12 protein-coding genes are annotated in these 13,260 nt (G+C 50.6%); 8 read left to right on the forward strand and 4 right to left on the reverse strand.

Translation table 11 applies throughout. The features are described 5' to 3' along the window. Positions 1 to 11 precede the first annotated feature (11 nt). Positions 12 to 1,346: an ATP-dependent RNA helicase SrmB gene (srmB, locus tag HEN33_RS10280; protein WP_000219193.1), complete on the forward strand. Its 1,335-nt coding sequence runs from the start codon at positions 12 to 14 to the stop codon at positions 1,344 to 1,346. 208 nt (positions 1,347 to 1,554) lie between these two features. On the opposite strand, the gene HEN33_RS10285 is transcribed toward srmB, so the two are convergent. After that, entirely contained in the window at positions 1,555 to 2,436 is an 882-nt protein-coding gene (locus HEN33_RS10285; RefSeq protein ID WP_176263831.1) for a LysR family transcriptional regulator, read from the reverse strand. Positions 2,437 to 2,538: 102 nt separating this feature from the next. On the opposite strand from HEN33_RS10285, the gene eamB reads away from it, so the two are divergent. Then, a complete protein-coding gene (gene eamB, locus HEN33_RS10290) occupies positions 2,539 to 3,126 on the forward strand; it encodes a cysteine/O-acetylserine transporter (RefSeq protein ID WP_032303583.1) in 588 nt (195 codons plus the stop codon). 56 nt (positions 3,127 to 3,182) lie between these two features. Here eamB and grcA read toward each other — a convergent pair whose 3' ends face one another. Then, positions 3,183 to 3,566 carry an autonomous glycyl radical cofactor GrcA gene (grcA, locus tag HEN33_RS10295; protein WP_000627804.1) on the reverse strand — a complete coding sequence of 128 codons (384 nt, stop codon included), beginning with the start codon at positions 3,564 to 3,566 and terminating at the stop codon, positions 3,183 to 3,185. 305 nt (positions 3,567 to 3,871) lie between these two features. Between grcA and ung the strand changes: the two genes are divergently transcribed. Further along, entirely contained in the window at positions 3,872 to 4,561 is a 690-nt protein-coding gene (gene ung / locus HEN33_RS10300) for a uracil-DNA glycosylase (protein WP_176263832.1), read from the forward strand. Positions 4,562 to 4,608: 47 nt separating this feature from the next. On the opposite strand, the gene HEN33_RS10305 is transcribed toward ung, so the two are convergent. Beyond that, complete coding sequence (locus HEN33_RS10305; RefSeq protein ID WP_000997419.1) at positions 4,609 to 5,646, reverse strand: tRNA/rRNA methyltransferase; 1,038 nt, start codon at positions 5,644 to 5,646, stop codon at positions 4,609 to 4,611. Positions 5,647 to 5,852: 206 nt separating this feature from the next. Here HEN33_RS10305 and trxC point away from each other — a divergent pair, with 206 nt between their 5' ends. The 5 genes from trxC to HEN33_RS10330 all read left to right on the forward strand — a co-directional run bounded on the left by trxC (position 5,853) and on the right by HEN33_RS10330 (position 11,569). Next, complete coding sequence (gene trxC, locus HEN33_RS10310; protein WP_001098726.1) at positions 5,853 to 6,272, forward strand: thioredoxin TrxC; 420 nt, start codon at positions 5,853 to 5,855, stop codon at positions 6,270 to 6,272. A 68-nt stretch (positions 6,273 to 6,340) separates the two neighbouring features. After that, positions 6,341 to 7,039: a tRNA-uridine aminocarboxypropyltransferase gene (tapT, locus tag HEN33_RS10315; RefSeq protein ID WP_148048108.1), complete on the forward strand. Its 699-nt coding sequence runs from the start codon at positions 6,341 to 6,343 to the stop codon at positions 7,037 to 7,039. A gap of 31 nt (positions 7,040 to 7,070) precedes the next feature. Next, a complete protein-coding gene (patZ, locus tag HEN33_RS10320) occupies positions 7,071 to 9,731 on the forward strand; it encodes a peptidyl-lysine N-acetyltransferase PatZ (RefSeq protein ID WP_176263833.1) in 2,661 nt (886 codons plus the stop codon). Between the two features lie 113 nt (positions 9,732 to 9,844). Beyond that, positions 9,845 to 11,200, forward strand: a complete 1,356-nt coding sequence (gene pssA, locus HEN33_RS10325; protein ID WP_000949265.1) for a CDP-diacylglycerol--serine O-phosphatidyltransferase — start codon at positions 9,845 to 9,847, stop codon at positions 11,198 to 11,200. 45 nt (positions 11,201 to 11,245) lie between these two features. Next, positions 11,246 to 11,569, forward strand: coding sequence for a YfiM family lipoprotein (locus HEN33_RS10330; protein WP_176263834.1), 324 nt, complete (start codon positions 11,246 to 11,248; stop codon positions 11,567 to 11,569). On the opposite strand, the gene kgtP is transcribed toward HEN33_RS10330, so the two are convergent. Continuing rightward, the gene (kgtP, locus tag HEN33_RS10335; protein WP_176263835.1) at positions 11,566 to 12,864 is read right to left on the reverse strand and encodes an alpha-ketoglutarate permease; all 1,299 of its coding nucleotides are present in this window, start codon (positions 12,862 to 12,864) and stop codon (positions 11,566 to 11,568) included. The two genes, HEN33_RS10330 and kgtP, sit on opposite strands and share 4 nt — an antisense overlap. Between the last annotated feature and the right edge of the window lie 396 nt (positions 12,865 to 13,260).

The following is a 13,260-nucleotide window of genomic DNA, read 5'->3' on the forward strand; positions in this document are numbered from 1 at the left end:
AGAGGTAGAACATGACTGTAACGACTTTTTCCGAACTTGAACTCGACGAAAGCCTGCTGGAAGCCCTCCAGGATAAAGGTTTCACTCGCCCGACCGCCATTCAGGCTGCCGCCATTCCGCCTGCGCTCGATGGCCGTGATGTACTCGGTTCTGCGCCGACAGGCACCGGTAAAACGGCGGCGTATCTGCTGCCAGCGTTGCAGCACCTGCTCGATTTTCCCCGTAAGAAATCCGGTCCGCCGCGTATTTTGATCCTCACCCCGACTCGCGAATTGGCGATGCAGGTGGCCGATCATGCCCGCGAACTGGCGAAACATACGCATCTGGATATCGCCACCATCACCGGCGGCGTAGCCTATATGAACCACGCGGAAGTATTCAGCGAAAACCAGGATATCGTGGTTGCCACGACCGGACGTCTGCTGCAATACATAAAAGAAGAGAACTTCGATTGCCGCGCGGTTGAAACGCTGATCCTCGACGAAGCAGACCGTATGCTGGATATGGGTTTTGCTCAGGATATCGAACATATTGCAGGCGAAACGCGCTGGCGTAAACAGACCCTGCTCTTCTCGGCAACGCTTGAAGGCGATGCCATTCAGGATTTTGCCGAGCGTCTGCTTGAAGATCCGGTGGAAGTTTCTGCGAATCCATCCACCCGTGAGCGCAAAAAGATTCATCAGTGGTATTACCGTGCTGATGATCTTGAGCATAAAACCGCATTACTGGTGCATCTGTTAAAACAACCGGAAGCGACCCGCTCAATTGTATTTGTGCGTAAGCGTGAGCGTGTGCATGAACTGGCAAACTGGCTGCGCGAAGCGGGCATCAACAACTGCTATCTCGAAGGCGAGATGGTACAAGGTAAGCGTAACGAAGCGATTAAACGTCTGACCGAAGGCCGCGTAAACGTACTGGTTGCCACCGACGTTGCTGCACGCGGTATCGACATTCCAGACGTCAGCCACGTCTTTAACTTCGATATGCCGCGCAGTGGTGATACTTATTTGCACCGTATCGGACGTACCGCGCGCGCCGGTCGTAAGGGAACAGCGATTTCGCTGGTTGAAGCTCATGACCATCTGCTGCTGGGCAAAGTAGGCCGTTATATTGAAGAGCCAATTAAAGCTCGCGTAATTGATGAGTTACGCCCGAAAACGCGTGCGCCAAGTGAGAAGCAGACCGGCAAGCCATCGAAGAAAGTACTGGCAAAACGCGCCGAGAAGAAAAAGGCTAAAGAGAAAGAGAAGCCGCGGGTGAAAAAACGCCATCGCGACACCAAAAATATTGGTAAGCGCCGTAAACCAAGCGGAACGGGCGTGCCACCGCAAACGACAGAAGAGTGATCTTAATTCCGGGTTTAAGCCCGGAATTAAAAGTGCTGGCAAACGCAAAACTGCCTGATGCGCTACGCTTATCAGGCCTACATGGCTCATGCAATATATTGAATTTGCACGATCTTGTAGGCCGGATAAGGCGTTCACGCCGCATCCGGCATGAACAAAACGCACTTCGTCGACAAGTTAGGTGCCGGGTTTAAGCCCGGCATTATTTTTATCCCGGCAAAAAACACTCTTCAACACACTGAATAAAAGTGTGCATCGCCGGGCTAACCGCTTTCCCGGCATGGTGAGCGCACATTGCCGTAATGGTCTGCGACTGTTCGCCAAAAGGCAATTCGATTAATTCGCCACTCGCAAGTTCATTTGCCACTGCAAAGCGCGGCAGGTAACTGACCCCGATATTTGCCGCGACACAACGCTTGATGCTTTCAATGCTTATAAGCTCAATGGTGTTTTCCACCGTGATCCGTCGCTGGCGCAACGCGCTCTCAAATATCTGCCGGAAGACACATTGTGGTTCGTTGATAATAAAGCTACAGGCGTTATGTCTTCCAGGCTGAGTAAAATCGACATCTGCAATTTGCGGTGAAGCCACCAGCACCAGCGATTGTTCACCCAATTCTCGTCGATTCAGAGCATCATCATTTCCTACGCGATAAAAAACACCGACATCGGCCTCATCATTCAGTAGAGCATCACGGATCACGTAACAGTTCAGCGACTGCAGCGATAAACGCACTTTTGGTGCACGTTGCCGAAAACGCTGCAACACCTGCGGCATTCGGTAAGAGAGCAGCGTTTCGCCTGAAACAACGCGCAGTTCTCCGTCCGGATCAGACTCTTTTTTGGCAGCCTCACGAAGCGTATCCATCACTCTGGTGAGTTCATAGATGTGCGGCAGCAACTTTTTGCCTTCGCGAGTGAGGCACATCCGTCGGCCAATTTTCTCAAACAATTGTACTGAGAACTCCTGTTCAAGCTGCTGAATATGAAAAGTCACCGTCGATTGTGTGCAACACAATTTTTGCGAAGCTCGCAAAAAGGAACCCTCTTCCACCACGGTTTTAAGCGTAATAAAACGGCGCAGATCCATAACTCCAAACCTATCGAAAATATCGAATTTAGAATGTGAAAACATTCATTTTTTTAAATGTTTCGTGTCGGGTACTGTCTACCAAAACAGAGGAGATAACAAGTGACACCGACCCTTTTAAGTGCTTTTTGGACCTACACCCTGATTACCGCCCTGACGCCAGGACCAAACAATATACTCGCTCTTAGCTCTGCCACGTCGCATGGATTTCGTCGGAGTACCCGCGTGCTGGCAGGGATGAGTCTGGGATTTTTGATTGTGATGTTACTGTGTGCAGGAATTTCATTTTCACTGGCTGTTATCGACCCGGCAGCGGTGCACCTTTTGAGTTGGGCAGGAGCAGCATATATTGTCTGGCTGGCGTGGAAAATCGCTACCAGTCCAACCAAGGAAGACGGACTTCAGGCCAAACCGATCAGCTTTTGGGCCAGCTTTGCTTTGCAGTTTGTGAACGTCAAAATTATTTTGTACGGCATTACAGCACTGTCGACATTTGTCCTGCCACAAACGCAGGCGTTAAGCTGGGTGATTGGCGTCAGCGTTTTGCTGGCAATGATTGGGACGTTTGGCAATGTGTGCTGGGCGCTGGCGGGGCATCTGTTTCAGCGATTGTTTCGCCAGTATGGTCGCCAGTTAAATATCGTGCTGGCGTTGTTGCTGGTCTATTGCGCGGTGCGCATTTTCTGTTAATGAAAAAAAAGCGGAAGAGGTCGCCCTCTTCCGCTTAGTAACTTGCTACTTAAACCTTACAGGCTTTCAGTAAAGGTACGAGCGATAACATCGCGCTGCTGTTCCGGAGTCAGAGAGTTAAAGCGAACTGCATAACCGGATACACGGATGGTCAGCTGCGGATATTTTTCCGGATGCTTAACTGCATCTTCCAGAGTTTCACGACGCAGAACGTTTACGTTCAGGTGCTGACCACCTTCAACGCGAACTTCTGGTTTAACTTCTACTGGAACTTCACGGTATTCAATGTCACCCAGTTTGCTTACTGCAACCACTTCGTCTTCTGCAAAACCTGCTTTCGCAACGATGCAACGCGCTTCGCCTTTTTCGCTGTCCAGCAGCCAGAAAGAGTTCAGCAGATCGTCATTAGCAGCTTTAGTAATCTGGATACCTGTAATCATGTGATGCCTCCCCGGCAAAATTATTTGATTTGTTTAGCCTGTCGCGGCCAATTGGTAAAACCATTGTTGCTTGAGTGTATATATACTCCTCAAACACCCTTGATTCTTTGATTTAAATCAATAAAAACCACACATCAAGTGTGGTCGCAAATGGATTTTATTGTTTTACATCAACTTATACGGGTATGAAATTTTACCAATTTACATTTTTTTGCACTCATTAAAGTCTAAAAAAATGAGCTTGGTTTTGTTCTGTAGAAAGAAGCAGTTAAGCTAGGCGGATTGAAGATTCGCAGGAGAGCGAGATGGCTAACGAATTAACCTGGCATGACGTGCTGGCTGAAGAGAAGCAGCAACCCTATTTTCTTAACACCCTTCAGACCGTCGCCAGCGAGCGGCAGTCCGGCATCACTGTCTATCCGCCACAAAAAGATGTCTTTAACGCCTTTCGCTTTACCGAGTTGGGCGATGTCAAAGTCGTGATCCTCGGTCAGGACCCCTATCATGGCCCCGGACAAGCGCATGGTCTGGCATTTTCTGTTCGTCCCGGAATCGCCATTCCTCCGTCATTACTGAATATGTATAAAGAGTTGGAAAATACTATTCCTGGCTTTACCCGCCCTGGTCATGGCTATCTTGAGAGCTGGGCGCGTCAGGGCGTTTTGCTGCTCAATACCGTCTTGACGGTTCGCGCAGGTCAGGCGCATTCCCACGCCAGCCTCGGTTGGGAGACCTTCACCGACAAAGTCATCAGCCTGATTAACCAGCACCGCGAAGGCGTGGTGTTTTTGTTGTGGGGATCACATGCGCAAAAGAAAGGAGCGATTATAGATAAGCAACGCCATCACGTACTGAAAGCGCCGCATCCATCGCCGCTTTCTGCACATCGTGGATTCTTTGGCTGCAATCATTTTGTGCTGGCAAATCAGTGGCTGGAACAACGTGGCGAGAAATCGATTGACTGGATGCCAGTATTACCGGCAGAGAGTGAGTAAATTTGAGGGAAAACGCCGGATGGCAGAATTGCCACCCGGCTGATTTATCAGGCTTTGTTCTGACGCCACCATTCGCCAAGCAAAACGCCGGTTGCAACAGAGATATTCAGCCCGGCAACATTGCCAGTTCCGTCAATCTTCACGCGCAAATCGTTCGGATCGCGTGCGGCATCCGGTAACCCTTCATATTCCTGACCCAGCACTAGCACCATTTTCTCTGGCAGACTGGTTTTGAACAGCGGTTTACCCTGCTCGCTGGAGGTGGTCACTACGGTGTAACCCGCCTGGCGGAAGTCATCCAGCACGTTAACAATGTTGTCGCCAGTAATCGGCTGAACATGCTCTGCACCGCCTTCTGCGGTACGGATAGCCGCACCGGATTCCAGCAACGCCGCATCCTGCACCACAACGCCTTTCACGCCGAAGTGCGCGCAACTGCGCATCATGCCACCCAGGTTATGCGGGTTAGATTCGTTTTCCAGTGCCAGTACACAATCCTGCGCACCTGCCTGACTTACCCACTGCTGCACGGTTGTACCGTTACGCTTTTTGATCAGGAAGCAAACGCCGCCGTGATGTTCAGTGCCTGACGCTTTGGTCAGTTCCGCTTCATCCACCACATGATACGCTTTGCGGTTTGCCGCCATCCAGCGCAATGCTTCTTTAAAACGTGGCGTTACGCTCTGAATAAACCAGGCGCGAACAATCGCTTCGGGGCGGCTCTGGAACAGTGCCTGACAGGCGTTTTCGCCGTAGACGCGGGTTTCTTCCGCACGCTGACGACGCAACACTTCCGGATCAATAAAACTTTTACCACTGATGCCACCGTGATCGGCCTTTTCCGGCGTCTCATCACCCGGCGCGCGGGAAACCGTGCGCCACGGAGACTCTTCCCACTTGCGGTCACGGGGCTGACTTTGTTTGTCATCGCGGGCGGGGCGACGGCCACCGTCGGCACGAGATTTTCCTGGACGCCCGCCCCCTTTCCCGGTACGCGGGTTATGGGTACGTTTATCAGAATCATCATCACTGCGGACATACATCACTTTGACCTTGCCGCTTTTACCTTTCATCTCATCGTTCATGCTTTTCTCCACCAGCGCTGCGCGAAGCGCGCAGATTACCCGAAGTGCGCGCGGTTCGCCATGATTTCGTACCAAAGCCTGCGACTATCATACCTATTGAATAAAACAGATTGTTGTCTGGAACAATGTCCCCGATAATATGTAACATATTAGAAACATACCGGCGTCGTTGCCGATAAGTCTCCTTACTCATCCCGAGGTTAGTTATGAATACCGTTTGTACCCATTGTCAGGCCATCAATCGCATTCCCGACGATCGGATCGAAGATGCGGCAAAATGCGGACGCTGCGGTCACGACTTGTTTGACGGAGAGGTGATTAATGCGACCGGTGAAACGCTCGACAAATTGCTGAAAGATGATCTGCCTGTGGTGATCGACTTCTGGGCGCCGTGGTGCGGCCCCTGCCGTAATTTCGCACCAATTTTTGAAGATGTTGCGCAAGAGCGTAGTGGTAAAGTGCGCTTTGTGAAAGTGAATACCGAAGCTGAACGTGAATTAAGCAGCCGCTTTGGTATTCGTAGCATTCCGACAATCATGATTTTCAAAAACGGTCAGGTTGTCGACATGCTTAATGGCGCAGTACCAAAAGCACCTTTCGATAGCTGGCTGAACGAATCACTTTAATCTTGTCGGGGTACATCTTGTGCCCCGTTTTCTCCTCTGCGACAATGGCGTTTTTTCGACGCTCTCTTATGACCGAAAACGCTGTTCTCCAGTTACGCGCCGAGCGTATTGCGCGCGCAACACGTCCTTTTCTTGCCCGCGGTAATCGCGTTCGTCGCTGCCAACGCTGTCTTTTGCCAGAGAAATTATGTCTCTGTTCGACAATTACTCCAGCGGAAGCTAAAAGTCGCTTTTGTTTGCTGATGTTCGACACCGAGCCAATGAAGCCCAGTAACACCGGGCGTCTGATTGCCGATATCTTGCCAAATACCGTCGCGTTTCAATGGTCCCGTACCGAACCCTCGCAGGATTTGCTGGCTCTGGTACAAAACCCGGATTATCAACCGGTGGTGGTCTTCCCTGCCTCATATGCTAATGAACAACGGGAAGTGATTTTTACACCACCTGCTGGTAAGCCACCGCTGTTTATCATGCTCGATGGTACCTGGCCGGAAGCTCGCAAGATGTTTCGTAAAAGTCCGTATCTGGATAATCTTCCCGTCATTTCCGTCGATCTTTCCCGGCTATCTGCCTATCGCCTGCGTGAAGCCCAGGCTGAAGGCCAATACTGCACTGCCGAAGTTGCCATCGCACTGTTAGATATGGCCGGCGATACCGAAGCGGCGGCAGGTCTAGGCGAGCATTTCACCCGCTTTAAAACACGCTATCTGGCAGGAAAAACGCAACATCTGGGTAGCATCACAGCAGAACAGTTAGAAAGCGTTTAAAATCATTCGGTCACTTCTGCGGGAGACCGATATGAGTCAGCGAGGACTGGAAGCATTACTGCGACCAAAATCGATTGCGGTAATTGGCGCATCGATGAAACCCAATCGCGCAGGTTATCTGATGATGCGTAACCTGCTGGCGGGGGGATTTAACGGGCCGGTACTCCCGGTGACGCCTGCCTGGAAAGCGGTGTTGGGTGTGTTGGCCTGGCCGGATATTGCGAGCCTGCCCTTTACACCCGATCTTGCGGTTTTATGTACCAATGCCAGCCGCAATCTTGCTCTTCTGGAAGAGCTCGGCGAGAAAGGCTGTAAAACCTGCATTATTCTTTCCGCCCCGGCATCGCAGCACGAAGATCTCCGCGCCTGCGCCCTGCGCCATAACATGCGTCTGCTGGGGCCAAACAGTCTGGGATTACTGGCCCCCTGGCAAGGCCTGAATGCCAGCTTTTCGCCTGTACCGATTAAACGCGGCAAACTGGCGTTTATTTCGCAGTCTGCCGCCGTCTCCAATACCATCCTCGACTGGGCACAACAGCGGGAAATGGGCTTTTCCTACTTTATTGCTCTCGGCGACAGCCTGGATATCGACGTTGATGAATTGCTCGATTATCTGGCGCGCGACAGCAAAACCAGTGCAATCCTGCTCTACCTCGAACAATTAAGTGATGCGCGACGTTTTGTTTCGGCTGCACGTAGCGCCTCACGTAATAAACCGATTCTGGTGATTAAAAGTGGACGTAGCCCGGCGGCGCAACGACTACTGAACACCACGGCAGGAATGGATCCTGCTTGGGATGCAGCTATTCAGCGCGCCGGTTTGTTGCGAGTACAGGATACCCACGAGCTGTTTTCGGCAGTCGAAACCCTTAGCCATATGCGCCCGCTACGTGGAGAGCGGCTGATGATTATCAGCAACGGTGCAGCACCTGCCGCACTGGCGCTGGATGCCTTATGGTCACGCAATGGCAAGCTGGCTACGCTCAGTGAAGAAACCTGCCAGAAATTGCGCGATGCACTGCCAGAACATGTGGCAATCTCTAACCCGCTCGATCTTCGTGATGACGCCAGTAGTGAGCATTATATTAAAACGCTGGATATTCTGCTCCACAGTCAGGATTTTGATGCGCTGATGGTTATTCATTCGCCCAGCGCCGCTGCTCCCGCAACAGAAAGCGCACATGCATTAATTGAAGCAGTAAAGCATCATCCCCGCAGCAAGTATGTTTCTCTGCTGACGAACTGGTGCGGCGAGCACTCCTCGCAAGAGGCACGACGTTTATTCAGCGAAGCCGGGCTGCCGACCTACCGCACCCCGGAAGGAACCATCACCGCTTTTATGCATATGGTGGAGTACCGGCGTAATCAGAAGCAACTACGCGAAACGCCGGCGTTGCCCAGCAATCTGACCTCTAATACCGCAGAAGCGCATCTTCTGTTGCAACAGGCCATTTTCGAAGGGGCAACGTCGCTCGATACCCATGAAGTTCAGCCTATCCTGCAAGCGTACGGCATGAACACACTTCCCACCTGGATTGCCACTGACAGCACCGAGGCTGTGCATATTGCCGAACAGATTGGTTATCCGGTGGCACTAAAATTACGCTCGCCGGATATTCCACATAAATCAGAAGTTCAGGGCGTCATGCTCTACTTGCGTACAGCCAATGAAGTCCAGCAAGCCGCAAATGCTATTTTCGATCGCGTAAAAATGGCCTGGCCGCAGGCGCGTATCCACGGCCTGTTGGTACAAAGTATGGCTAACCGTGCTGGCGCTCAGGAGTTGCGAGTAGTGGTTGAGCACGATCCGGTTTTCGGACCGTTGATCATGCTGGGCGAAGGCGATGTGGAGTGGCGTCCTGAAGATCAAGCCGTCGTCGCACTACCGCCGCTGAACATGAACCTGGCACGTTATCTGGTCATTCAGGGGATCAAAAGTAAAAAGATTCGTGCACGTAGTGCGCTACGCCCGCTGGATGTGGCGGGATTAAGCCAGTTACTGGTGCAGGTTTCTAACTTGATTGTCGATTGTCCGGAGATTCAGAGGCTGGATATTCATCCTTTGCTGGCTTCCGGCAGTGAATTTACCGCGTTGGATGTCACGCTGGATATCGCGCCGTTTGAAGGCGATAACGAGAGTCGCCTGGCAGTCCGCCCTTATCCTCATCAGCTGGAAGAATGGGTAGAATTGAAAAACGGCGAACGTTGCTTGTTCCGCCCGATTTTGCCGGAAGATGAGCCACAGCTTCAGCAATTCATTTCGCGAGTCACCAAAGAAGATCTTTATTACCGCTACTTTAGCGAGATCAACGAATTTACCCATGAAGATTTAGCCAACATGACGCAGATCGACTACGATCGGGAAATGGCATTTGTAGCGGTACGACGTATTGATCAAACGGAAGAGATCCTCGGCGTCACGCGTGCGATCTCCGACCCTGATAACATCGATGCCGAATTTGCCGTGCTGGTTCGCTCGGATCTCAAAGGGTTAGGCTTAGGTCGACGCTTAATGGAAAAGTTGATTACCTATACGCGAGATCACGGACTGCAACGTCTGAATGGTATTACGATGCCAAACAATCGTGGCATGGTGGCGCTGGCCCGCAAGCTCGGGTTTAACGTTGATATCCAGCTCGAAGAGGGGATCGTTGGGCTTACGCTAAATCTTGCCCAGCGCGAGGAATCATGAGTAAGGTACTGGAAATGTTGACCACTTAATCGGGACTGGTGTTATTATTGCCCGCTTATGTCGTCTGCATTGCACAGAGGACCCTTCAATGAACAGAGAAGAAATGCACTGTGATGTTGTCAAAATTTAAGCGTAATAAACATCAACAACACCTTGCCCAACTACCCAAGATTTCTCAATCAGTTGATGATGTCGATTTCTTTTACGCTCCCGCCGACTTCCGGGAGACGCTGCTGGAAAAAATAGCCAGCGCGAAGCAGCGCATTTGCATTGTCGCCCTGTATCTCGAACAGGATGACGGTGGCAAAGGCATTCTGAACGCGTTGTATGAGGCTAAAAGGCAGCGTCCGGAACTGGATGTACGGGTGCTGGTCGACTGGCATCGTGCACAACGTGGACGCATTGGCGCTGCGGCATCTAACACTAACGCTGACTGGTACTGCCGCATGGCACAGGAAAATCCGGGCGTAGATGTTCCGGTTTATGGCGTTCCAATCAATACCCGTGAGGCCCTTGGCGTTCTGCACTTTAAAGGCTTTATCATCGACGATAGCGTTCTTTATAGCGGTGCCAGCTTGAACGATGTTTATCTGCATCAGCACGATAAATACCGCTACGACCGTTATCATCTGATTCGTAACCGCAAGATGTCAGACATTATGTTCGAATGGGTTACACAGAATATAATGAATGGTCGCGGCGTTAATCGTCTGGATGATGTTAATCGGCCAAAAAGCCCGGAAATCAAGAATGACATTCGTCTGTTCCGCCAGGAGCTGCGTGATGCCGCTTATCATTTCCAGGGCGATGCTGACAACGATCAGCTTTCCGTAACGCCGTTGGTAGGTCTGGGGAAATCGAGTCTATTGAACAAGACCATTTTCCACCTTATGCCTTGTGCCGAGCAGAAACTAACCATCTGTACGCCATACTTCAACCTGCCAGCAATCCTTGTGCGCAATATCATCCAGTTGCTGCGCGAAGGGAAAAAGGTCGAAATTATTGTTGGTGATAAAACCGCGAATGACTTCTACATTCCGGAAGATGAACCTTTCAAGATAATTGGCGCATTGCCTTATCTCTATGAGATCAATCTGCGTCGTTTCCTGAGCCGTTTACAGTATTACGTCAACACTGACCAGTTAGTGGTTCGGTTATGGAAAGATGACGACAACACCTATCACCTGAAAGGGATGTGGGTTGATGATAAGTGGATGCTGATCACCGGCAATAACCTGAACCCACGCGCCTGGCGTCTGGATCTGGAAAACGCCATTTTGATCCACGATCCGCAACTGGAGCTTGCGCCACAGCGAGAGAAAGAACTGGAGCTGATCCGCGAGCATACCACCATCGTTAAGCACTATCGCGATCTGCAAAGTATTGCCGATTATCCGGTGAAGGTTCGTAAACTCATCCGCCGTTTGCGCCGTATCCGCATCGACCGATTAATTAGCCGCATCCTGTGATCACAACCCCGTCCTGTACGGGGTTTGTTTTTTGGAGGCCACGTTTTGCGTATTCTTTTTGTCTGTTCGCTATTGTTACTTTCAGGTTGCAGCCATATGGCTAACGATAGCTGGAGCGGACAGGATAAAGCCCAACACTTTATCGCCTCAGCGATGCTTTCCGCTGCCGGGAATGAATATGCACAGCATCAGGGAAGCAGTCGCGATCGCAGTGCCATGTTTGGATTGATGTTCTCTGTAGGGCTGGGGGCATCAAAAGAACTTTGGGATAGCCGAGCTGAAGGGAGTGGCTGGAGCTGGAAGGATTTTGCCTGGGATGTTGCCGGCGCAAGCACCGGCTATACCGTCTGGCAACTAACCCGTCACTAAAGACGCATCCCCTTCCCTTTGCGATGAAGCATCAACGAAACCAGAAACGCTACTACAGCCATCAAGGTCACATACCAGAAGAAGGCTGTTTCCATTCCTATTGATTTCAGCGACAACGCTACGTACTCCGCCGAACCACCAAATATAGCATTGGCGACCGCATATGACAGACCAACGCCTAATGCGCGAACCTGTGCCGGGAACATCTCAGCTTTCAGTATTCCACTGATTGAAGTATAAAAACTCACTATCAGCAGGGCGCACATCACCAGACCAAAAGCGGCATAAGGAGAGGATACGTTCTGCAATGCTGAGAGAATAGGAACAGTAAAAATGGCTGCCAGAGAACCGAAACATAACATTGAGGTGCGGCGACCAATCTTATCCGACAATGCACCAATGAGCGGCTGAATAAGCATGAATACAAACAATGCCGCAGTCATAATACCACTCGCTACGTTGGCGTGCATTCCTGCGGTATTCACCAGATATTTTTGCATATATGTAGTGAATGTATAAAAACAAAGCGATCCCGCAGCAGTGAAGCCGAGAACCATGATGAATGCACGGCGATTACGCCATAATCCTTTCATTGACCCCGCTTCTTTTAAAGCGCGTGTTTCTTGTTGTGACGTTTCATCTAACTGACGACGTAACCACAATGCCACAACAGCTAATACTGCTCCTAGTGCAAAGGGAATGCGCCATCCCCACTCTCTGAGAGCAGAATCTTCCATAGTATGTTGTAAAACCACCACAACCAGTAAGGCCAGCAACTGGCCGCCAATTAGCGTGACATACTGGAACGAAGCGTAGAACCCTTTGCGCCCTTCAACAGCAACTTCACTCATATAAGTGGCGCTAGTGCCATATTCTCCGCCAACGGATAATCCCTGAAATAAACGCGCGAGAAGCAATAATGCTGGAGCCCAGGTACCGATAGTTTCATAACCTGGCAGGCAGGCGATAACCAGTGATCCGAAACACATCATACACACCGATAACAACATTGATTTTTTACGACCATGTTTATCGGCTATGCGGCCAAATAGCCAACCTCCTATTGGGCGCATCAGGAATCCCGCAGCAAAAACACCTGCTGTTTGTAGTAGTTGAGTCGTCGTGTTCCCGGAAGGGAAGAAGATGTGGGCGAAGTAGAGTGAACAGAACGAGTAGACATAGAAATCGAACCACTCGACCAGATTACCTGAAGAGGCCCCCACAATTGCCCAAATGCGGCGACGAGTATCACTACTTGTCAGTTTGCTATCTGCCGTTACAGTACTTTCAGCCATGCCATTATGTCTCCTGCCGTAATCCGATGCTTTTATCGGTTATCGTTATTTTTTAGCAAAGAAAATGTTATACATTTGTTGCATGTAATTATGCAACCTTAACTATGAATTTAGTTAGCAGGGGAATAGTTATTGAGGATCTTCAGGATAGAATTCAGGTATGGAGGACGTATAGAAGTGGGCAAGTTGGGGAAGCCGTATTCTCTGTTGAATCTGGCATATGTGAGGGAATAATACGAAGTTTCCCTCCTACCGTGGCCCTGCGTAGATACTGTTATGGCCTGCAAGTTTTTTCCTGCACCAACGCAAAAAGGCCATCCGTCAGGATGGCCTTCTGCTTGATTTGATGCCTGGCAGTTCCCTACTCTCGCATGGGGAGACCCCACACTACCATCG

Source organism: Escherichia sp. 94.0001 (genome assembly GCF_013369155.2).
GTDB classification, from domain to species: Bacteria; Pseudomonadota; Gammaproteobacteria; order Enterobacterales; family Enterobacteriaceae; genus Escherichia; species Escherichia coli_F.